Origin of the sequence: Sideroxydans sp. CL21 (assembly GCF_902459525.1) — a bacterium.
In the GTDB taxonomy this organism is placed as follows: Bacteria; Pseudomonadota; Gammaproteobacteria; order Burkholderiales; family Gallionellaceae; genus Sideroxyarcus.
This window is the reverse complement of the sequence record NZ_LR699166.1, coordinates 3,362,340-3,381,265: the sequence shown is the minus strand read 5'-3', so window position 1 is coordinate 3,381,265 and position 18,926 is coordinate 3,362,340. Positions and strand designations below refer to the sequence as shown.

The 18,926-nt window shown below is 58.0% G+C and carries 18 protein-coding genes; 17 read left to right on the top strand and 1 reads right to left on the bottom strand.

The features are described from left to right. The first annotated feature begins 1 nt into the window (after position 1). From rsmH to QOY30_RS16050, 17 genes are all read left to right on the top strand, one after another. Positions 2-916 (top strand): 16S rRNA (cytosine(1402)-N(4))-methyltransferase RsmH, encoded by a 915-nt coding sequence (gene rsmH / locus QOY30_RS16130; RefSeq protein WP_502958717.1) that lies wholly within the window; start codon positions 2-4, stop codon positions 914-916. 123 nt (positions 917-1,039) lie between these two features. After that, on the top strand, positions 1,040-1,324 hold the full coding sequence (gene ftsL / locus QOY30_RS16125; protein ID WP_283745643.1) for a cell division protein FtsL: 285 nt from the start codon (positions 1,040-1,042) through the stop codon (positions 1,322-1,324). Beyond that, a complete protein-coding gene (locus QOY30_RS16120) occupies positions 1,321-3,057 on the top strand; it encodes a peptidoglycan D,D-transpeptidase FtsI family protein (RefSeq protein ID WP_283745642.1) in 1,737 nt (578 codons plus the stop codon). The genes ftsL and QOY30_RS16120 overlap by 4 nt, the downstream gene beginning before the upstream one ends. Continuing rightward, the gene (locus QOY30_RS16115; RefSeq protein WP_283745641.1) at positions 3,054-4,577 is read left to right on the top strand and encodes a UDP-N-acetylmuramoyl-L-alanyl-D-glutamate--2,6-diaminopimelate ligase; all 1,524 of its coding nucleotides are present in this window, start codon (positions 3,054-3,056) and stop codon (positions 4,575-4,577) included. The genes QOY30_RS16120 and QOY30_RS16115 overlap by 4 nt, the downstream gene beginning before the upstream one ends. Then, positions 4,574-5,968 (top strand): UDP-N-acetylmuramoyl-tripeptide--D-alanyl-D-alanine ligase, encoded by a 1,395-nt coding sequence (locus QOY30_RS16110; protein ID WP_283745640.1) that lies wholly within the window; start codon positions 4,574-4,576, stop codon positions 5,966-5,968. The genes QOY30_RS16115 and QOY30_RS16110 overlap by 4 nt, the downstream gene beginning before the upstream one ends. Beyond that, positions 5,953-7,056, top strand: coding sequence for a phospho-N-acetylmuramoyl-pentapeptide-transferase (gene mraY / locus QOY30_RS16105; protein WP_283745639.1), 1,104 nt, complete (start codon positions 5,953-5,955; stop codon positions 7,054-7,056). Before QOY30_RS16110 ends, mraY begins: the two co-directional genes overlap by 16 nt. A 3-nt stretch (positions 7,057-7,059) precedes the next feature. Then, entirely contained in the window at positions 7,060-8,451 is a 1,392-nt protein-coding gene (murD, locus tag QOY30_RS16100) for a UDP-N-acetylmuramoyl-L-alanine--D-glutamate ligase (RefSeq protein WP_283745638.1), read from the top strand. Continuing rightward, positions 8,433-9,596: a putative lipid II flippase FtsW gene (gene ftsW / locus QOY30_RS16095; protein ID WP_283745637.1), complete on the top strand. Its 1,164-nt coding sequence runs from the start codon at positions 8,433-8,435 to the stop codon at positions 9,594-9,596. Before murD ends, ftsW begins: the two co-directional genes overlap by 19 nt. Next, a complete protein-coding gene (gene murG, locus QOY30_RS16090; protein WP_283745636.1) occupies positions 9,593-10,657 on the top strand; it encodes an undecaprenyldiphospho-muramoylpentapeptide beta-N-acetylglucosaminyltransferase in 1,065 nt (354 codons plus the stop codon). Before ftsW ends, murG begins: the two co-directional genes overlap by 4 nt. Before the next feature lie 104 nt (positions 10,658-10,761). Then, complete coding sequence (gene murC, locus QOY30_RS16085; protein ID WP_283745635.1) at positions 10,762-12,180, top strand: UDP-N-acetylmuramate--L-alanine ligase; 1,419 nt, start codon at positions 10,762-10,764, stop codon at positions 12,178-12,180. Further along, positions 12,177-13,166 carry a UDP-N-acetylmuramate dehydrogenase gene (murB, locus tag QOY30_RS16080; RefSeq protein WP_283745634.1) on the top strand — a complete coding sequence of 330 codons (990 nt, stop codon included), beginning with the start codon at positions 12,177-12,179 and terminating at the stop codon, positions 13,164-13,166. Before murC ends, murB begins: the two co-directional genes overlap by 4 nt. Then, positions 13,163-14,074, top strand: coding sequence for a D-alanine--D-alanine ligase (locus QOY30_RS16075; RefSeq protein WP_283745633.1), 912 nt, complete (start codon positions 13,163-13,165; stop codon positions 14,072-14,074). Before murB ends, QOY30_RS16075 begins: the two co-directional genes overlap by 4 nt. Then, the gene (locus QOY30_RS16070) at positions 14,064-14,768 is read left to right on the top strand and encodes a cell division protein FtsQ/DivIB (RefSeq protein ID WP_283745632.1); all 705 of its coding nucleotides are present in this window, start codon (positions 14,064-14,066) and stop codon (positions 14,766-14,768) included. Before QOY30_RS16075 ends, QOY30_RS16070 begins: the two co-directional genes overlap by 11 nt. Positions 14,769-14,789: 21 nt before the next feature. After that, the gene (ftsA, locus tag QOY30_RS16065; protein ID WP_283745631.1) at positions 14,790-16,025 is read left to right on the top strand and encodes a cell division protein FtsA; all 1,236 of its coding nucleotides are present in this window, start codon (positions 14,790-14,792) and stop codon (positions 16,023-16,025) included. A gap of 45 nt (positions 16,026-16,070) precedes the next feature. Next, complete coding sequence (gene ftsZ, locus QOY30_RS16060) at positions 16,071-17,228, top strand: cell division protein FtsZ (RefSeq protein WP_283745630.1); 1,158 nt, start codon at positions 16,071-16,073, stop codon at positions 17,226-17,228. A 126-nt stretch (positions 17,229-17,354) separates the two neighbouring features. Next, positions 17,355-18,266, top strand: coding sequence for a UDP-3-O-acyl-N-acetylglucosamine deacetylase (lpxC, locus tag QOY30_RS16055; protein WP_283745629.1), 912 nt, complete (start codon positions 17,355-17,357; stop codon positions 18,264-18,266). A 13-nt stretch (positions 18,267-18,279) separates the two neighbouring features. Further along, positions 18,280-18,477 carry a hypothetical protein gene (locus QOY30_RS16050; protein WP_283745628.1) on the top strand — a complete coding sequence of 66 codons (198 nt, stop codon included), beginning with the start codon at positions 18,280-18,282 and terminating at the stop codon, positions 18,475-18,477. Between the two features lies 1 nt (position 18,478). Here QOY30_RS16050 and QOY30_RS16045 read toward each other — a convergent pair whose 3' ends face one another. Beyond that, positions 18,479-18,898 (bottom strand): DciA family protein, encoded by a 420-nt coding sequence (locus QOY30_RS16045; RefSeq protein WP_283745627.1) that lies wholly within the window; start codon positions 18,896-18,898, stop codon positions 18,479-18,481. Between the last annotated feature and the right edge of the window lie 28 nt (positions 18,899-18,926).

Here is an 18,926-nt window from a genome sequence, read left to right as displayed (position 1 = left end):
CATGGCCCACGCGACCGTCCTGTTGAATGAAGCAGTCGAAGCCTTGCAGGTGAAGGCTGATGGCGTTTATGTGGATTGCACGTTTGGGCGCGGCGGTCATAGCCGTTTGATATTGGAAAAGCTGGGTGAACGCGGCAGGCTGATTGCGCTGGACAAGGACCCGGCGGCAGTAGCGGCAGGACGCACGATCAAGGATGCGCGGTTTCAGTTGGAACATAGTGAGTTTGAAAATCTGAGTGCCGTGTTGAACGGACTCGGCATAGCCAGGGTGGATGGTGTGTTGCTCGATTTGGGAGTGTCGTCGCCGCAACTGGACGACGAACAGCGCGGATTCAGTTTTCGGTTCGATGCGCCGCTGGACATGCGCATGGATACAAGCAGGGGGCAGACGGCGGCGGAATGGCTGGCGACGGCGGATGAGGGCGAACTGACGGAGGTGATATTTGATTACGGCGAAGAACGGTTTGCTAGGCAGATTGCAAGGGCGATTGTTGCTGCGCGCCAGGAACACGCGATCCTCACCACGAAACAGCTCAGCGACATTGTCGCGAAGTGTGTACATACGCGCGAACCCGGCAAAAATCCGGCGACTCGTACCTTTCAGGCTATACGGATTTATATCAACCGCGAGCTCGAAGAACTCGAGAGCGTGTTGCCGCAGTGTGTGGATCACCTGAAAGCCAGCGGACGCATGGCGGTGATCAGCTTTCATTCGTTGGAGGACCGCATGGTCAAGCACTTCATGCGTGAAATGGCGCAGGGCGACAAGCTGCCGAAGGGGGTGCCGATCCGTGCCGCCGATGTGCCACAAGGTAAAGTGCGTGTGGTGGGTAAACCGGTCTATGCATCGGAAATGGAAGTGGCTGCAAATCCGCGCGCGCGCAGTGCGGTGTTAAGAGTAGCGGAGCGGTTGTGATGAGGCACGCGAAGCGTAACGGTTGGCCCCTCTCCCTCCGGGGGAGGGTTCGGGTGGGGGAAGGACTAATGGTAAGTCCAATTCTCAGGAGTGATTCATCGCCATTGTTGTTGGAGGCCGCGGGTGGCTAGGCTGAACGTCTTGCTGCTTTGTCTTGTCATAGCGTGCGCGTTAGGAGTAGTGACCTCGCAACACAAGGCACGCAAATTGTTTGTTGAATTGCAGCAGGAAAAGGACAGGGCGCAGCAGATGGACGTGGAGTGGGGGCAGTTGCAGCTTGAGCAAGGCACGTTGGCGATGCCTGCGCGCGTGGAAAAACTCGCCGGAAGCCAATTGCAGATGCAAATACCGCAGTCCAGACAGATTCGTTATATTCGTTCCGATACCGGCGTGGTAACCCAACCATGAACTACGCCACCACAACCATACAGACTTCCGGACAGATCGCATTGCCCGCATGGCGCTCGCGGGTTCTGTTTGTGCTGCTGTTGGCTGGCCTGGCATCCCTGCTGGTTCGGGCGGTCTACTTGCAAGGAATCCATAACGGATTTTTGCAACAAAAAGGCGATGCGCGCTATGGGCGCGTTGTGGAAATCCACGCACATCGGGGCATGATCACGGATCGTAACGGCGAGCCACTCGCAGTGAGTACGCCGGTGGAGTCAGTTTGGGCGAGCCCGGGTGATGTGGAAGTATCCCCGGCTCAGATAGCCCAACTTGCGCAGATCGTCGGCATTTCGCCTCAGGAGGTGAAAAGCAAGCTCGCCGACACATCGCGCGAGTTCGTCTATCTCAAACGCCAATTGCCGCCGGAGCAGGCGGCAAAGGTGGTCAAACTGGAGATACCGGGAATTTCGCTGCAGCGCGAATACCGCCGATACTATCCGGGAGGCGATGTCACGTCGCATCTTATCGGCTTTACCGATGTGGATGACAACGGGCAGGAAGGTATCGAACTTGCACTGCAGGGACGCCTGGGCGGCAAAGCGGGCAGCCAGCAAGTCATCAAAGACCGGCGGGGTTACATCGTGGAAGACGTGGCAAGTTTGCGGGCACCCAAGGCTGGCGGCGATGTCACCCTGAGTATCGACAGCAAGATACAGTCACTGGCTTACCGCGAGATCAAACAGGCAGTTGAAAAAAGCAAAGCCAGGAGCGGTTCTATCGTTGTTCTGGATGCCAGGACTGGCGAGGTGTTGGCGCTCGCAAACTGGCCTTCATACAATCCCAACAATCGTGAAAAGCCGAATATATCGGTCCTCCGCAACCATGCGGTCACCGATGAGTACGAGCCGGGTTCCACCATGAAGCCGTTCACTATTGCAACGGCCCTGGATGCGGGAAAGATCAAACCGGGGACAGTCATCAATACTGCGGGCGGAGTATTAACAGTAAACGGGCGCACGATTCACGATACTCATCCCGCGGCTTCGCTCACAGTGGCTCAAGTAATCCAGAAATCCAGCAATGTCGGCACTGCCAAGATTGCGCTAAGTCTGCCGCCGGAAACCTTGTGGCACGGATTTAGCGAGAGCGGCTTCGGATCGCAGACCGGGAGTGAATTTCCCGGCGAGGCCGAGGGCAAGTTGCGGGATTACAAAACCTGGCGACCCATCGAGCAGGCAACCATGTCGTACGGAAACGGCATCTCGGTGAATCTTTTGCAGTTGGCACGCGCATATACGGTGTTCGCCAACAGCGGCGAATTGAAATCGATCACCCTGCTCAAACAAGAAACACCAAATGTCGGCGTCAAAGTATTTTCCGATGTAACGGCGCAAGAAGTGCGTGACATGCTGGAGATGGTGGTCAAGCCCGGCGGAACTGCTCCTCTGGCGCAGATTACCGGCTATCGTGTAGCTGGCAAGACAGGCACGGCGCACAAGCTTGAGAATGGAAAGTATGTCGACCGGTACGTGGCTTCGTTCGTTGGCCTGGCACCGGCATCCGCTCCGCGCTTGATTGTTGCGGTGATGGTCAATGAGCCCGGCGGCAAAGATTACTACGGAGGTCAGGTAGCTGCACCGGTATTCAGCAATGTAATGGGAGCAGCTTTGCGCATGCTCGGTGTGCCGAACGACGCGCCTTTGGATAACGTGATGAAGCCGACTCCTGCAGACCTGGTCCCGGAGGAAGTATGAGTGCTGCTTTGACCATACCCAAGACAGGTTTCCGCATCGACGATCTGGATGCGCTCGGGATAAGCATCACGCGACTAACCTCCGACAGCCGTTCCGTACAACGTGGCGATACCTTTGTCGCTTATCGCGGCATGCAGGCGGATGGGCGCAATTTCATCGCGCAAGCCATTGAGCGGGGCGCGAACGCGGTGATCTGGGAAGCGCAAGAATTCAAATGGGACAACGAATGGCATGTGCCCAATCTGGCAGTGCACGACCTGCGCCATCAGGCGGGCCTGATCGCTGACCGGGTTTATGGGCATCCGTCGCGGAAGTTGTGGATGGTGGGTGTCACCGGCACCAACGGCAAGACGTCTATCAGTCACTGGCTGGCCAGAACATATACGGCCCTCGGTCGCAAGGGTGCAGTGCTGGGCACAGTGGGTAACGGATTCCCCGGAACATTGCAGGCAACCGTGAACACCACACCTGACGCGCTGATCGTGCATGGCTTATTGGCGGAGTATGAGCGCGAGGGTGCGCAGACGGTCACAATGGAGGTGTCCTCGCATGCGCTGACGCAGGGGCGGGTGAACGGTGTGAACTTCGATGTCGCGTTGCTCACCAACCTGACACGCGATCATCTGGATTTCCACGGCGATATGCAAAGTTACGCCGCCGCGAAACGCCGCCTGTTCGATTGGGAAAAACTCAAGCATGCCGTGCTCAATCTGGATGATCCGTTCGGTGCCGATTTGGCCGAGCAGCTCAAGGATAAGTCCGTGGAAGTGATTGGCTACGGGCTGAACAGGGATTCACTGGAACTTGCGGAACGTCTGGGAATCCGCATGGTATACGGCACGCTCGCGCAGATGGATGCGCAGGGACTTATTTTGCAATTGCACACCAGTTGGGGAACTGCAGCAATGCAAAGCAAGCTGATCGGGCGTTTTAATGCATCCAATTTGCTGGGTGCGCTGGCGGTGTTGCTGGTCAGCGAAATCGATATCAATGATGCGGTGCGCGAACTCGGGCTGCAAAAAGCAGTGGCGGGCCGCATGCAGACCCTGGGCGGCAAAGACACGCCTGCGGTCGTGGTGGACTATGCCCATACTCCGGACGCGCTGGAAAAAGTATTGAATACCTTGCGCGAGGTGACTGAACCTTCGGGCGGCAAGCTCATCTGTGTATTCGGTTGCGGCGGCGACCGCGACCGCGGAAAACGTCCGATGATGGGAACGGTGGCATCGAAATTCTCCGATGTCCGCATCATCACCAACGACAACCCGCGCAGCGAAGAGCCGCGCGAGATCATCAATGCCATCATCACGGGCATGCAGGGAGATTTTCAGGTGATCGAAGACCGTGCCAAGGCGATCACGTATGCCATCAACAAAGCGCAGGCCAACGATACCGTACTGCTTGCCGGCAAGGGACACGAGGACTACCAGGAGATCAAAGGAGAGCGCCAGCCGTTTTCCGACAGCGAAATTGCGCATCGTGTGCTGAGCATGTGGACGCCAGAGGAGCGCTGGATATGATGCTGCTCTCGCAAGCCGCCCAGGCAATACATGCGCAGCACATCGGTGCGGACGAGCGCTTCGCCGCCGTATCCACCGATACCCGCACGATTGTTCAGGGCGATTTGTTTATCGCGCTCAAGGGAGAGAATTTCGACGGCGCCAAGTTTGTGGCCGATGCGCTGAAGAACGGTGCCGTGGGAGCGATGGTTAGCGTACAGGGCTATGAGCAGATTCGCGCTATCCTCAATCCCCAATCCCCAATCCTGGTAGTGGACGACACGCGCCTGGCTCTCGGTCGGCTCGCCGCGCACTGGCGGAAGCAGTTCGATATCCCCCTCGTTGCCATCACCGGTAGCAACGGCAAGACCACGGTAAAAGAAATGCTGGCGGCGATCTTGCGCGGCTATGCAGGCAGCGAAGAAAGTGTGTTGGCAACCCAGGGCAATTTCAACAACGATATCGGCATGCCGCTCACCCTGCTCAAACTGCGGGCGAATCACCGCTACGCGGTGATCGAGATGGGCATGAACCATCCGAAAGAGATCGATTACCTCACGCGCATAGCCCGGCCGGATGTGGCGCTGGTCAACAATGCAACCGGCGCGCATTTGCAAGGCCTGGGTTCCGTGGAAGGTGTGGCGCATGCCAAGGGTGAAATCTTCGCGGGGCTGGCTGATGGCGGTACGGCAGTGGTGAATGCCGACGATATCTATGCACCGTTGTGGCGCGGTCTTGCCGGAAAACACAGCATGCTCGATTTTGCGCTGAAACGTCCGGCTGCGGTGCAGGGCAAATGGGCGGCTGGCAGCTATGGCGGAACCTTGCATGCACACACTCCGGCGGGCGAACTGCGTGTCGCATTGCAGGTGCCGGGCGAGCACAACGCGCTCAATGCTTTGGCTGCGGCCACGGCGGCATTGGCGCTGAAAGTTCCCCTGACAAAAATTGCCGACGCTCTGGAGAAATTCGGCGGAGTGGCCGGCCGATTGCAACGCAAGCAGGCCTTGCAAGGCGCGATGCTGATCGACGATACCTACAACGCCAATCCTGCCTCCGTACATGCCGCGATCGAAGTACTGGCTCATGTGTCGGGTAAGCGCATTCTGGTGCTGGGCGACATGGGTGAACTGGGAGAAAACGCGGCCCAGTTCCACCGGGAGATCGGCATCGCTGCCCGCGAACTCGGCATCCAGCAGCTATTTGCGCTGGGCGAACTGAGCGAGGAGGCGGTGCGCGAATTCGGCACGGGTGCACGGCATTTCGCCGGAATCGATGCGCTGCATGTTGCTCTGGACAAGGAATTGGATAATCAAACCACCGTACTGGTGAAAGGCTCGCGCTTTATGAAGATGGAAAGGGTAGTGCAACACCTTGCGCTGCAAAAGGAGGAACCATGCTGCTCGCATTAGCGCAATGGCTGGCACAGGATGTGCGCACGTTCAGCGTATTCAACTACATTACGCTGCGAGCGGTGATGGCGGCGATGACGGCACTGTTTATCTCGTTCATGCTCGGGCCGTGGATGATCCGCAAGCTGACTGCACTGAAGATCGGCCAATCCGTGCGCACGGATGGACCGCAAACGCATCTGGTTAAAGCCGGCACGCCGACCATGGGCGGTGCGCTTATCCTGGCTTCGGTCGCGATCACCACATTGCTGTGGGGCGATCTGCACAATGCGTATGTCTGGGTCGTGCTGCTCACTACACTGGGCGTCGGAGCCATCGGCTGGGTGGATGACTATCGCAAAGTGGTACACCGCAATCCGGACGGCCTGTCGGCACGGGCCAAGATGTTCTGGCAATCGCTCATCGCGCTGTCGGTCGGAGTCTTCCTGTGGTCGCATGCGACATTGCCCGCACATACCGAACTCATTGTGCCTTTCTTCAAGCATCTGGTATTGCCGCTGGGTATGGTGGGTTTCATCGTGCTGGTCTATCTGGTTATCGTCGGCAGCAGCAATGCAGTGAATCTGACGGATGGCCTGGACGGTCTGGCCATCATGCCCACAGTCATGGTATCTGCAGCGCTTGCGATTTTTGCCTACGTTGCCGGCCATGCCGAATTCTCGAAATATCTGGGGGAGCCCTCGATTCCGGGCGCCGGTGAGCTGGCCGTCTTCTGCGCGGCGATCTCCGGCGCCGGACTGGCCTTTCTGTGGTTCAACGCCTACCCCGCCGAAGTATTCATGGGCGATGTGGGTGCGCTGGCACTGGGTGCGGCACTGGGCGCGGTGGCGATCATCATCCGCCAGGAACTGGTGCTGTTCATCATGGGCGGCGTGTTCGTGGTGGAAGCAGTGTCGGTGATGCTGCAGGTGTCTTACTTCAAATACACGAAAAAGAAATACGGAACCGGCAAGCGCATCCTGCTGATGGCTCCGTTGCACCATCATTTCGAGCAAAAGGGTTGGAAAGAGACGCAGGTTGTTGTCCGGTTCTGGATCATCACAATGCTGCTGGTGCTCATCGGTTTGGCTACGTTAAAACTCAGATAAAGAATGAATCAACTGCGCGGACAATCAGTGCTGGTGCTCGGTCTCGGTGAAACCGGGCTCTCGCTCGCGCGCTATCTGAGCGGGCAGGGTGCGCGCTTGCGTGTGGCTGACAGCCGCAATACCCCGCCCGGCGTCGCGATATTGCGCAGCGAGTTGCCGCATGCCGATGTGCAGTGCGGTCCGTTCAGCGACGAGTTGTTGCAGGGCATAGACCGAATCGCCATCAGTCCCGGTGTGCCGCTGGCCGAGCCGTTCGTGCAGCGCGCCATTGCGCGCGGCATTCCGGTCGAAGGCGATATCGAATTGCTGGCACAGCAAATCAATGTAACGAAACCGAAGCCCAAAGTCATTGCAATCACGGGTGCAAACGGCAAGACAACCGTCACCAGTATGGTCGGAGCAATGTGTGCGGCAGCAGGTCTGGATGCGCAGGTTGCAGGCAACATCTCGCCCGCCGTACTGGATTCGTTGCGTGAACGTGGCGGAAAACAACCGGCGATATGGGTGCTTGAGCTTTCCAGTTTTCAGCTTGAAACGACTTACACGCTGAACGCGGATGCCGCCGTGGTGCTTAACGTCACCGAAGATCACCTCGATCGCTACGATGGGATGGATAGTTATGCGGCGGCCAAGGCGCGCATCTTCCGCGGTAACGGCACTCAGATCGTGAATCGCGAAGACGCCCGCAGTGCGGCGATGCTGGTTGAAGAACGTGTGCAACTCAGTTTTGGGCTGAATCCGCCACTGGGTGCAGATGACTGGGGCATCAATCGTGAAGGTACAACGGTCTGGTTGATGCAGGGTGCGCAAAAGATCCTGCGCGCCGACGAGTTGCAGGTCAGCGGATTGCACAATGTCGCGAATGCATTGGCGGCTCTGGCGTTGTGCCGTGCGCTCGATTTGCCGCTTGAACCGTTGTGCGCAGCGTTGCGCGCCTTCAAGGGTTTGCCGCACCGTGTGGAGAAAGTCGCGGAAGTCGCTGGCGTCACTTATTACGACGATTCCAAAGGGACGAATGTAGGCGCGACCGAAGCGGCACTGAAAGGTCTGGGCAAACCGGCGGTAGTCATTCTCGGCGGTGACGGCAAAGGGCAGGATTTCACACCGCTGAAAGATGCCGTGACAAAGCATGCGCGTGCCGCGGTGTTGATCGGGCGCGACGCGTTGCTGATCGAGCGGGCGCTGCAAGGTTGCGGCAAGCCGGTACTGAAAGCACGCGACATGGATGAAGCAGTTCGCCTCGCAACAGCGAATGCACTGCCCGGCGATGCAGTATTGATGTCACCGGCCTGCGCCAGCTTTGATATGTACAGGAGTTACCTGCATCGCGCCGAAGTATTCATCGCGGCAGTGAAGAAACTGGAAACGGGGGCGGCATGTTCGACACAACACTGAACGCTCCCCGTCGCAATGTGGCGGAATACGACAACGTGTTGACCTGGATCGTCACTGCATTGCTTGCCATCGGTTTGGTGATGGTCTACTCGGCGTCGATCGCGACCGCCGAAGCAGGCAAGTACACCAATTACCAGCCGACATATTATCTGGTGCGTCATGCCATCTTCATTCTGGCCGGCGTGGCGGCCGGCGTGGTCGCATTCCAGGTCCCGACGCAGATATGGCAGAAGTATGCGCCGTATCTGTTCCTGGTCGGCGTGGTGCTGCTGCTGTTGGTATTGATCCCCGGCGTCGGCAAGTCGGTCAACGGCAGCCGCCGCTGGCTGTCGCTGGTTGTGGTCAATCTGCAACCGTCGGAGCTGATGAAACTATTCGCTGTCCTGTATGCGGCGGATTACGCCGTGCGCAAAGGCGCGGTGAAGGATCACCTGCTGCAACCTTTCCTGCCGATGTTCGGCGTGATGGCACTGGTTGGTGCGTTGCTGCTGCTGGAGCCGGACATGGGTGCATTCGTGGTGATCTGTGCGATCGCGATGGGTACGCTGTGGCTGGGCGGTTTCAACCTCAAGATATTCGGCGGGTTGGTGCTGCTGCTGCCACTCGCGTTCGCGGCACTGATCCTCTCGTCACCCTATCGCATGCAGCGCGTCATCGGCTTCATGGATCCGTGGTCCGATCCGTTCGGCAAGGGCTATCAGCTCAGCCACGCACTAATCGCGTTCGGGCGCGGCGAATGGCTGGGCGTCGGTCTCGGCGGCAGCGTGGAGAAATTATTTTACCTGCCGGAAGCCCATACCGACTTCCTGCTCGCCGTGACTGCGGAAGAACTGGGCTTGGTCGGCGTAAGCGCGGTCATCCTGCTGTTCGGCTGGCTCATCGTGCGCGCCTTCACGATCGGCCGTCAGGCGGCGATGTCGGAACGCCTGTTTGCGGCGCTGGTGGCGCAGGGCGTAGCAGTGTGGCTGGGTGTGCAGGCGATGATCAACATCGGCGTGAACATGGGCGTGCTGCCGACCAAGGGCTTGACCCTGCCATTCCTGAGCTTCGGTGGCAGCGGTGTGGTGGTGAACTGTGTGGCGGTCGCGGTATTGCTGCGGATTGATTACGAGAACCGGCGAGTGGCACGGGGACTTCCAATATGAGCAGAACCATCCTCATCATGGCAGGTGGAACCGGCGGGCACATTTACCCGGGCCTTGCCGTCGCCGACGCGCTGCGTACACAGGGATGGAACGTGGTTTGGCTGGGCGCACCGAACAGTATGGAAGCGGAACTGGTGCCCAAACACGGCTATCCGGTGGCGTGGGTGAATTTTACCGGTGTGCGCGGCAAAGGCATGTTGCGTCTGCTCGCGCTGCCCTTCACCCTGCTGCGCGCGCTGGGCCAAAGCGCGGTTGCGATCTTCAGCTATCGCCCCGATGTGGTGTTGGGTATGGGCGGATATATCACCATGCCGGGCGGTTTGATGGCGGCGATGTTGCGTCGGCCATTGGTCATTCATGAACAGAACTCGATTGCGGGCATGAGCAACAAAGTGCTGGCAAAACTGGCTGCACGCGTGCTGAGCGGATTTCCCGACGTACTGAAACGTACCGAATGGTGCGGCAATCCGGTGCGTGCCGATATTGCTGCATTGCCTGAGCCGAAAGAGCGCTACGCAGCACGCAGTGGCAAATTGAATGTGCTTGTCGTGGGCGGAAGTCTGGGGGCGCAAGCGCTCAACGAGGCAATGCCGAAAGCGCTTGCGCTGATGAACGAGCAAGACCGCCCGAATGTGGTGCACCAGACCGGCAAGAAAAACCTGGAAACAGTGCAGCAACTTTACAAGCAGGCAGGCGCAAAAGCCGATATCCGCCCGTTTCTCGACGATATGGCGACCCAGTATGCACATGCGGATGTGCTGATCTGTCGCGCGGGTGCATTGACTATTGCCGAGCTGGCAGCTGCCGGGGTGGCAAGCGTACTGATTCCGCTGCCGATCGCAGTGGATGATCATCAAACGCATAACGCGCGCTTCCTGAGCGAACGGGGAGCAGCTGTGTTGCTGCCGCAAAAGGAATTGAGTGGGGAAAAGCTGGCGCAATTGTTGCGCGGATTTGATCGGGAAAAACTGCTGGTGATGGCGCAAGCCGCGCGCAATCAGGCCAAGCCTGAGGCCACGCAGACGGTCGCGAAAGTTTGCGCAGAATTGGTTGCAGCATGAGCAGAGAACAGGATTTTCGTATGCAGGATGCAAGCGTCCGTGATTGTCGCATTGCCGAAAAAAGGTGATGCGGAGTGGGCGCGAAAAGGAATGAGGCAACTGGCATGAAACATAAAATCAAACATATTCACTTTGTCGGTATCGGCGGTTCCGGTATGAATGGTATCGCCGAGGTGCTGCTCAACCTGGGATTCAGGGTGAGCGGTTCCGATCTTGCCGACAGCGCGGTTACGCAACGTTTACAGACCCTGGGTGCGATCATTCATCATGGGCACGATGCAAAGAATTTGCGCAATGCCGATGCGGTCGTGGTATCCACTGCAGTGAAAGCGGACAACCCGGAAGTGCTGGCGGCACGCGAACAGCACATTCCAGTCGTGCCGCGCGCCGTGATGCTGGCGGAATTGATGCGGCTGCGTCAGGGTATTGCGGTAGCTGGAACACATGGCAAGACCACCACCACATCGCTGGTGACCAGTGTATTGGCGAAAGGCGGATACGACCCCACCTTTGTCATCGGAGGGCGTCTCAACAGCAGCGGTGCAAACGCGCGGCTGGGCACGGGCGAGTTCATTGTCGCCGAAGCGGACGAGTCCGATGCATCCTTTTTGTATCTCACTCCCATCCTTGCCGTGATCACCAACATCGATGCCGACCACATGGAGACGTACGGCCACGACTTCAACAAGTTGAAGCAGGCTTTCATCGATTTTGTCGAGCGCCTTCCATTCTACGGACGCGCCATCCTGTGTTCGGATGACGAGAACGTGCGCGATATCCTGCCGCGTATCAGCAAGCCTATCACCACCTACGGTCAGGGCGAGGAAGCGCAGATACGCGCCGTGAACGTGCGGCATGAGGCTGGCCGGATGCGCTTCACCGCGCAATGCCGCCACGACGAAAAATGCCTGTTCGAGGGCAAGCCGCTTGATCTCGACATCTCGCTCAATCTGGCGGGTATGCACAACGTACTTAACGCGCTGGCGGCTATTGCGGTCGGTCTGGAGGTTGGTGTTGCACCAGCAGCGATTGTTGCGGCACTGGCCGAATTCGAAGGTGTGGGTCGGCGCATGCAGCGCTATGGCGAGATACCGCTGGCGTCCGGCGGCTCGTTCACTTTGATCGACGACTATGGTCATCATCCGGTGGAAATGAAGGCGACGCTGGCAGCTGTGCGCGGCGCATTTCCCGGCAAGCGATTGTTGCTGGCCTTCCAGCCGCACCGTTTCACGCGTACGCGCGACCTGTTCGAAGATTTCGTCAAGGTGTTGTCCGGCGTGGATGCGCTTGCCTTGGCCGACATTTATGCGGCAGGCGAAGCGCCTATCGTCGCCGCAGACGGGCGCGCCCTGATGCATGCCCTGCGCGTAGTGGGGCAGAGCGAAGCGGTGTTCGTCGAGAACATCGCCGATATGCCGCAGACCATTTTGCAGATGGCACGTGCAGGCGATGTGGTACTGACCATGGGTGCAGGCTCTATCGGCGGCGTGCCGGGCTTGGTGAAGCAATTGGCGCAAAAATGAACATGAGCGAACCGACACAATTCAGTGCGACAGGATTGCGCGGAGAGATGTTCCGCGACGAGCCCATGTCGCGTCACGTGAGCTGGCGTGCCGGAGGTGCAGCGCAGCGTGTGTACCAGCCGGCCGATCTCGCCGACTTGCAGCATTTTTTGCGGCAAACGCCGACAGACGAGTCGCTGATCGCAGTGGGTCTCGGCAGCAATTTGCTCGTGCGCGACGGCGGATTCCGCGGCACGGTGTTGCTAATGGTGGGTGCCCTGACAGAGTTGCGCATGGATGGCCAATACATCTACGCACAGGCGGGTGTGCCTGGGGCGAAGTTGGCGCGTTTTGCAGCATCCAACAATTTGTGTGGCGGGGAATTTTTCGTCGGAATACCCGGAACCGTGGGCGGCATGCTTGCAATGAATGCGGGATGTTACGGCGGTGAAACCTGGCAGAAAGTGCGGCGCGTACAGGTGCTGACGCGTCGCGGTGAACTGATGGAACGTACACCACAGGAATATGAGATCGGTTATCGGCACGTAAAGAGGATTCAGGATTCAGGATTCATGATACGGGATGGGGTTCGGAGTGCGGAGGGTGTTACTGAATCCTGTATCCCGCATCCCGAGGCCTGCGATGAATTTTTCGTTGGTGCATGGCTAAAACTGGAAACAGGTGACGTGGAAGCCGCACGCAAAGAGATCAAGACATTGATGGAGAAACGCAGCGCCAGCCAGCCCCTGCAGTTGCCGAACGCGGGCTCGGTATTCCGCAATCCGCCAGGCAGCCATGCGGCGAAATTGATCGAGGAATGCGGACTGAAAGGCAGGCGCGTCGGCGGCGCACAGGTGTCGGAGAAGCATGCCAACTTCATCGTGAACGTGGACAAGGCGACCGCAACGGATATCGAGAACCTGATCGAGGAAGTACGGGCAGAAGTTGAATCAAAGACCGGGGTGCAACTGCATCCCGAAGTAAGGATCATCGGAGAGCGAGCTTGAAGAATTTTGGAAAAGTGGCCGTGCTGTTCGGCGGGCGTTCCGCTGAGCGCGAAGTATCGTTGAAGAGCGGTACGGCGGTGTTGGCCGCATTGCAGAGGAGCGGAGTGGACGCGCACGGATTCGATCCCGAGACACGGGATCTGCATGCCTTGCGGGATGAGAATTTCAACCGCGTGTTCATCGCTTTGCACGGCCGCTTCGGCGAAGACGGAACGGTGCAGGGTGCACTGGAGTTGATGAACATCCCCTATACCGGCAGCGGCGTGCTGGCTTCGGCACTCGCGATGGACAAATGGCGCACCAAGCTGGTGTGGCAGGCCGCAGGCTTGCCGATTCCCGATTACGAAATGCTCACCGAGCGCAGCGACTGGAACGGTGTGGTGCAACGTCTCGGTTTGCCGCTGTTTGTGAAGCCCGCAAACGAAGGATCGAGCGTGGGTATCACCAAAGTGAAGCGTGCCGAAGATTTGCAGGCTGCTTATGCGGAAGCGGCCAAATACGACAGCCTGGTACTTGCCGAGCGCTTCATCGGGGGCGGTGAGTACACGGTTGCGATTTTGAACGGTCGTGCGCTGCCGGTCATCAAGATTGAGCCTGCGAATGAGTTCTACGACTACGAGGCCAAATATCTACGCGACGACACTCGTTATTTGTGTCCGTGCGGTCTGACTGCGGAACAAGAGAGCGAGATGCAGCACCTTGCCCAGCTGGCATTTGCGCTTATCGGCGGGCAGGGTTGGGGGCGCGTGGACTTCCTGCGCGGCGAGGACGGCAAAGCCTATCTGCTGGAGGCGAACACATCGCCAGGTATGACCGACCACAGTCTGGTGCCGATGGCGGCACGACAGGCAGGCATAGATTTTGAGCAGTTGGTGATCCGGATACTGGAGGGGGCGCATGTGGGATAACACGCCACTGCTGCGCGGCATCGCGAACGTGCTGTTCGGTGCGAGCTTTGTGCTGGTGCTCTACGGCACAGCACGCTACGTGCTGCACTTGCCGGTGTTTCCCCTGCGCATCGTGGAACTGACTGCGGTGCCGCAACGCATTTCGCCCGAGTTGATGGAAAAAGTGGTGCATGAGCAAGTGAGCGGGAACTTCTTCACAGTCGATTTGGAAGCTACGCGACAGGCATTCGAAAAGTTGCCTTGGGTGCGCAAAGTGAGTGTGCGGCGCAAGTTTCCGTGGAGTCTGGAAGTGGAAGTGGAAGAGCAAGTGGCACTGGCCCGCTGGAACGGCACTTCACTCGTGAATACGTACGGGGAGGTTTTTTCGGCGACGACAGACCAGGTGTTGCCGGTATTCATAGGGCAGCCGGAAACCTCGCCGCAGGTAACGCAGATGTACGCCGACTTGAACGCAGCACTGCAGCCGTTGCACCAGCAGATCGTGCAAATAAGTCTGTCGCCGCGCTATGCGTGGCAGGTGAAGTTGGACAAGGGCATGGTGCTCGAGCTGGGCAGGGAAGAGATGCAAGAGCGGATGACTCGTTTCGTCAAAGTGTATCCGTACAGTCTGGCCGCATTGGCACGACCGGCCAACCATGTGGATCTGCGTTATCGCAACGGGTTTGCGGCGTATCTGCCGGGCGGCAATGTTTGAAATGGCAGCAAGGGGAAAGCGATGAGCAAGAACAGAGAGAACAAGAATTTGATCGTGGCGCTGGACATCGGCACGTCGAAGATCGCGTGCATCGTTGCCGAAATCAGGCCGGAAGGCACACTGGAAGTGATCGGGGCGGGCATGCACCAGTCTTCCGGCATGAAGAAGGGCATGGTGGTGAACATCGACGCGACGGTCGGTGCCATCCAGCGCGCGCTGGAAGAAGCGGAGCTGATGGCGGACTGCAAGATACGCGAGGTCTATACCGGTATTGCGGGCAGCCATATTCGCAGTTCGAATGCCAACGGCATGATCAAGATCAAGGACAAGGAAGTGGCACACACCGATGTGGTGCGCGCGGTGGAGACGGCCAGTTCGATCAGCCTGCCGGGAGACCAGCAGATCCTTCACATCCTTGAACAGGAGTTCAGCATCGACGGGCAGGGCGGTATCAAAAAGCCGCTGGGCATGAGCGGCATGCGCCTTGAAGTGGAGGTGCACATCGTCACCGGGGCGGTGGCGGCAGTACAAAACATCCTGAAGTGCATCCACCGCTGCGGGCTGGAAGTGCACGAGATGATCCTGCAACCCCTGGCATCGAGCAAAGCGGTGCTGGCGGACGACGAACGGGAGCTGGGCGTGTGCCTGGTGGACATCGGCGGCGGGACTACCGATGTGGCGATCTTCACCAACGGGGCGATCCGGCATACGGCGGTGATCCCCATCGCCGGTGACCAGATCACCAACGACATCGCGATGGCGCTGCGTACGCCGACCAAGGATGCCGAGGACATCAAGATCAAATACGGGTGCGCCTTGCGCCAGTTGGCGAACGATGCACCAATCGAAGTGCCGGGCGTGGGCGAGCGCAGTGCGCGCATGCTTTCGCGGCAGACCCTGGCGGAAGTGATCGAACCCCGCGTGGAGGAACTGTATTCACTGGTGCAGCAAGAGCTGCGCCGGAGCGGGTTCGAGGACCTGTTGTCTTCCGGCATTGTGATCACCGGAGGCAGCAGCGCCATGCAGGGCATGGTCGAGTTGGGCGAGGAAATATTCCATATGCCGGTGCGTATGGGCGTGCCGCGCAACATCGGGGGATTATCGGATGTCGTGAAAACGCCGCGCTACGCGACGGGAGTCGGTTTGCTGTTGTACGGGCTGGAGCAGCACAAGCGCGACGAAGTGTCGCGCGTTAATTCGGGATCGTTCGGCGATGTGATGGCAAGTATGAAGACGTGGTTTCAGCGCAATTTTTAGTAGTTTGGTTCAGGGTCGGTTTGCAATTTAGAAAAGGAGAAAAACATGTTTGAACTAATGGATGCTCAGCCGCAAGGTGCAGTGATCAAAGTGGTAGGGGTGGGCGGCTGCGGCGGGAATGCAGTCGATCACATGATCGATCAGGGAGTGCAAGGGGTCGAATTCATCGTCATCAACACCGACGCGCAGGCGCTGCGCCGCAGCAAGGCGCGTGTGCAGTTGCAGATTGGCGCAAACCTGACCAAGGGCCTCGGCGCAGGCGCCAAGCCCGAGATCGGCCAGGCTGCCGCGATCGAAGACCGCGAGCGCATCGCCGAGATCATCAGCGGCGCCAACATGGTGTTCATCACCGCGGGCATGGGGGGCGGAACAGGCACGGGAGCCGCGCCGATCGTTGCGCAAGTGGCCAAGGAGATGGGCATCCTCACTGTGGCAGTGGTGACCAAGCCGTTCATCTTCGAAGGCAAGCGCATGACGCTGGCTCAAAGCGGCATCGAGGAACTGGCAGTCTATGTCGATTCCCTCATCATCGTTCCGAATGCCAAGCTGATGGAAGTGCTGGGCGGAAAGACTACATTGCCGGAAGCATTCAAGGCGGCGAACGGTGTGTTGCAGGGAGCGGTGGCCGGTATCGCAGAAGTCATCAACGTTCCAGGCATGGTGAATGTGGATTTTGCCGACGTGTGCACGCTGATGTCGGAGAACGGCATGGCGATGATGGGTGCGGCATCCGCATCCGGAGAAGGCCGTGCGCAACGTGCCGCAGAACAAGCTATCGCCAGTCCCTTGCTGGAAGATGTGGATCTTTCCGGCGCGCGCGGTGTGCTGGTCAACATCACCTCCAGCAGCAGCCTGACTCTGGAAGAGCTGCATGAAGTGATGAATTGTTTCCAGTTTGCCGCACAAGAAGCGACGGTGATTGTCGGCTCGGTATTCGATGAGGCAATGGGTGATGAGATGCGCGTGACCATCGTGGCTACCGGTCTGGGCGTTCCAATGGCACGCAAGCAGCCGAAGCCGGTTCTGGCGTACGAGAAGCAACAGCGTACCGGAACGCACGATGCGCCGATGGTTAACTACAACGAGCTGGATATGCCTGCAGTGATACGCACCGGACGCCATCGCGAAGCAGTCGAAGCGATGAAGCAATCCGGCGTCGATCCGCTCGATATTCCGTCGTTCTTGCGCAAACAAGCGGATTAAGGCAGGAATTAGGATTTTGGACTTAGGACTTGCAGGGAGCGTTCGTGCAAAATCCCAATTCCCAGTTCCCAAATCCTGCCTTAGGGCTATGTTAAACTTCGCACCGATTTTGTCAGGTCATCACAAATGGTCAAGCAACGTACATTGAAAACGATGGTGCAGGCGACGGGCGTCGGTCTGCACACCGGCGAAAAGGTCTACCTGACCTTGCGTCCGGCTTCCATTGACAGCGGGATCGTGTTTCGGCGCATTGATTTGCCGGATTCCGGGGATATTCGCGCCGAGGCTCATGCGGTTAACGACACGCGGCTTTCCACTTGTCTGGAAGCGCATGGCGCACGTGTGGCGACGGTGGAGCACCTGATGTCGGCTTTGGCCGGCTTGGGTATCGACAACGCCATCGTCGAACTGACCAGTTCGGAATTGCCCATCATGGACGGTAGCGCGGGAACATTCATATTCCTGCTGCAATCGGCCGGCATCGTCGAACAGGCTGCAGCCAAGAAATTCATCCGGATTAAAAAAACGGTGGAAGTGAAGGATGGCGACAAATGGGTACGTTTTGAGCCGTATAACGGCTACAAGCTGAACTTCACCATCAATTTTGCCCACCCGGTGTTTGCCAACACCAAACAGACTGTGACGGTCGATCTTGGGGAACATTCTTATATTAAGGAAGTAAGTCGCGCCCGCACTTTCGGCTTCATGCAAGAAGTTGAATACATGCGTTCGCAAGGATTGGCGCTGGGCGGGAGCCTGGATAATGCCATCGTGATGGACGAATATCGTGTCATCAACCCGGATGGACTGCGTTTTGAAGACGAATTTGTGAAACACAAGGTTCTGGACGCCATTGGCGATCTTTACCTGCTCGGACATCCATTAATTGGCGCATTTTCCGGCTATAAATCCGGCCATGCCTTGAATAACGCCCTTTGTCGGGCCTTGTTGGCCGACGAGACGGCATGGGAATTCACCACATTCGACAAGCAGGAAGAGGCCCCCGATTTCCTGCGCCTGCAGCTACAGGCGGCCTGATTCGGCAGCAGCGATGCTTATCCGCCTCGCTATATTGCTCTCCATATTGTTGATTGTTTCATCCGCTGCCTTATATTTGGTCACGCGCGATCCGCGTTATCCCCGCTTCATATGGCAGGTGGTGCGATTCATGGGCTACGTACTTTTGGTGTTCGCTGCGTTATACCTGCTTGAACGCTATGGATTGGTTGCCTGGCGGGTACTGGTTTGAGCTAAACACGCTTGATCAGTCGCCTTAAAGCTGCTTTGAGGGGCGATTCGGCCAGATTTTCATCCAGTTTGTTCAAAGCTTCTTGAGCGGATTTACCCAATTTGCGCGGTTCGGAAGGCATGATGTGGGGAGGGGCCGTGACTTGCACCCTGATTTGAATTACAGTAACCTCGCATCCCCTTGCTTGAAAAAGGGAAATAAGGTCCGCGGACATCTGTCGCAGCTTGGCGGCCACCGCGCCGTTATTTGCAGCAATGACCATCGTTTGCTGGTTCAATCGTAATACCAGGCTGTTGCGTGCCAGATTGGGTGGAGCGATGGCTTCGTAGTGCTTTTGCAGGGCTGCAGTTTGCTTGGCTTTGCTCGAAAGTTGCCGTAATTCTTGATTGGAGGCCAAATAGGCGTTCAGGCGGGACGGCACAGTAGGTTTACAGGAATCGCATCAAAAA

What these genes read in the sequence shown, in the direction of transcription:
- rsmH (WP_502958717.1), top strand. Translation starts at nt 2, where the DNA reads ATGGCCCACGCGACCGTCCTGTTGAATGAAGCAGTCGAAGCCTTGCAG.
- QOY30_RS16120 (WP_283745642.1), top strand. Translation starts at nt 1,321, where the DNA reads ATGAACTACGCCACCACAACCATACAGACTTCCGGACAGATCGCATTG.
- QOY30_RS16115 (WP_283745641.1), top strand. Translation starts at nt 3,054, where the DNA reads ATGAGTGCTGCTTTGACCATACCCAAGACAGGTTTCCGCATCGACGAT.
- QOY30_RS16110 (WP_283745640.1), top strand. Translation starts at nt 4,574, where the DNA reads ATGATGCTGCTCTCGCAAGCCGCCCAGGCAATACATGCGCAGCACATC.
- mraY (WP_283745639.1), top strand. Translation starts at nt 5,953, where the DNA reads ATGCTGCTCGCATTAGCGCAATGGCTGGCACAGGATGTGCGCACGTTC.
- murD (WP_283745638.1), top strand. Translation starts at nt 7,060, where the DNA reads ATGAATCAACTGCGCGGACAATCAGTGCTGGTGCTCGGTCTCGGTGAA.
- ftsW (WP_283745637.1), top strand. Translation starts at nt 8,433, where the DNA reads ATGTTCGACACAACACTGAACGCTCCCCGTCGCAATGTGGCGGAATAC.
- murG (WP_283745636.1), top strand. Translation starts at nt 9,593, where the DNA reads ATGAGCAGAACCATCCTCATCATGGCAGGTGGAACCGGCGGGCACATT.
- murC (WP_283745635.1), top strand. Translation starts at nt 10,762, where the DNA reads ATGAAACATAAAATCAAACATATTCACTTTGTCGGTATCGGCGGTTCC.
- murB (WP_283745634.1), top strand. Translation starts at nt 12,177, where the DNA reads ATGAACATGAGCGAACCGACACAATTCAGTGCGACAGGATTGCGCGGA.
- QOY30_RS16070 (WP_283745632.1), top strand. Translation starts at nt 14,064, where the DNA reads ATGTGGGATAACACGCCACTGCTGCGCGGCATCGCGAACGTGCTGTTC.
- ftsA (WP_283745631.1), top strand. Translation starts at nt 14,790, where the DNA reads ATGAGCAAGAACAGAGAGAACAAGAATTTGATCGTGGCGCTGGACATC.
- ftsZ (WP_283745630.1), top strand. Translation starts at nt 16,071, where the DNA reads ATGTTTGAACTAATGGATGCTCAGCCGCAAGGTGCAGTGATCAAAGTG.
- lpxC (WP_283745629.1), top strand. Translation starts at nt 17,355, where the DNA reads ATGGTCAAGCAACGTACATTGAAAACGATGGTGCAGGCGACGGGCGTC.
- QOY30_RS16050 (WP_283745628.1), top strand. Translation starts at nt 18,280, where the DNA reads ATGCTTATCCGCCTCGCTATATTGCTCTCCATATTGTTGATTGTTTCA.